The sequence below is a fragment of the Rhodococcus sp. B10 genome, assembly GCF_011770055.1.
Lineage (GTDB): Bacteria > Actinomycetota > Actinomycetes > Mycobacteriales > Mycobacteriaceae > Rhodococcoides > Rhodococcoides kyotonensis_B.
Map to the genome: position 1 here is coordinate 1 of NZ_JAAFYV010000074.1, position 1373 is coordinate 1373.

Annotated in this window: 1 protein-coding gene; it reads left to right on the plus strand. The window is 60.7% G+C overall.

Features of this window, described 5'->3' with window-relative positions; genetic code table 11:
* Window positions 1-103 precede the first annotated feature (103 nt).
* Window positions 104-1318: a DDE-type integrase/transposase/recombinase gene (locus RhoFasB10_RS25675; protein WP_167679307.1), complete on the plus strand. Its 1215-nt coding sequence runs from the start codon at window positions 104-106 to the stop codon at window positions 1316-1318.
* The last annotated feature ends 55 nt before the right edge of the window (window positions 1319-1373 follow it).

The following is a 1373-nucleotide window of genomic DNA, read 5'->3' on the forward strand; positions in this document are numbered from 1 at the left end:
TGTCCAGTCCATAGACATATGAGAGTCGTATGTCTACGGACATGTGAGACACGCTTGCTGGCGTCGTAGGTGTGGGGCACCTGAATCGGCTAGGGAAGATTCCATGGCCAGAACGGGTGCGCGCCTCATGCAACTGATCGATGCTGTCCTCATCGCGGTAGTGGTGGAGAAAGTGGATCCGGCGTCGGTGTTCGGTGCCGGCGGTGTCAAAGGGTGGTGCGAGCGCAACGAAATCTCGACCGCCACCTTCTACCGACACAAACAACGAATCGAGCGCGAGGGCCGGTGGGAACCGAAATCCCGCCGGCCACGCTCGAGTCCACGACGCACCCCAGAAGGCGTCGAAGACGCGATCGTGCAATGGCGCGGAAAACTGCGGGGCGACAATGGTGCCGAAAACATCCACTATCAACTCCACGCGGTCGCGCTGCGAGATGGGTGGTCCGCCAAAGGCTGGCACGTCCCGCCTCGCTCGACGATCAACAAGGTCCTGCGCCGCCACGGATTGCTGGAATCGAACCCCAAAAAGCGACCCAAATCGTCCTACACACGATTTCAGTACGCACAACCGCGCGACTGCTACCAAATCGATGCCACAGAAGTGGTTCTCGCAGGAGGCCCGAAAGCAACGGTCTTCGAAGTCCTCGACGACTGCACCCGCACCCTGGTCGCCACACTCGTCGCCGACGCCGAGACAGCCAAGGCTGCTGTCGCCGCAATCGACACAGCATTCGACGACTACGGAATCCCGGCAATGGTGTTGTCCGACAACGGAACCGCTTTCACAGCCAAACGCACCAAGGGGGCGCAGTCGCAGTTCACCCGCTTCGTCACCGAGTCCGGTGCACGGCTGATCCACTCGAGTCCGTATCACCCGCAAACCAACGGCAAAGTCGAGCGACACCACCGCACCTTCAAGCAATGGCTCGACCATCAACCACGCCGCCCCGCCACCCACTCCGCCCTGCAGAAAGCGTGCGACCGCTACCAGAAGTTCTACAACACCGAACGTCGCCACAGTGCGGTGAACATGCCTCCAGCGCAGGCATGGGCCAACGCGGCGACGCTCGGAGGACCCGAACATCTACCGCGTCAGCTCGATGCCACCATCGGACACCACAGCGTCTCCGATTCCGGTGTCATCAGTGTCGGCCACTCATCGGTCTCGGTCGGGCGAGCCCACGCAGGCTTGAAAGTCACAGTGCTGCGCAACGGCGACCACGTCACCGTCTTCCACATCACCGGCGATGTTCTAGGACACCTACACCTCGACCGCGACAAGCGATACCAAGGACAACTCCACGCCCCCGCCGCCTAGAATCGACTCTCACATCTATGTAGACATCGTGTCTCACATCTATGTAGACAGCACA

Excerpts from the sequence above, each read along its gene's own strand:
- RhoFasB10_RS25675 (WP_167679307.1), top strand. The coding sequence starts at position 104 with ATGGCCAGAACGGGTGCGCGCCTCATGCAACTGATCGATGCTGTCCTC.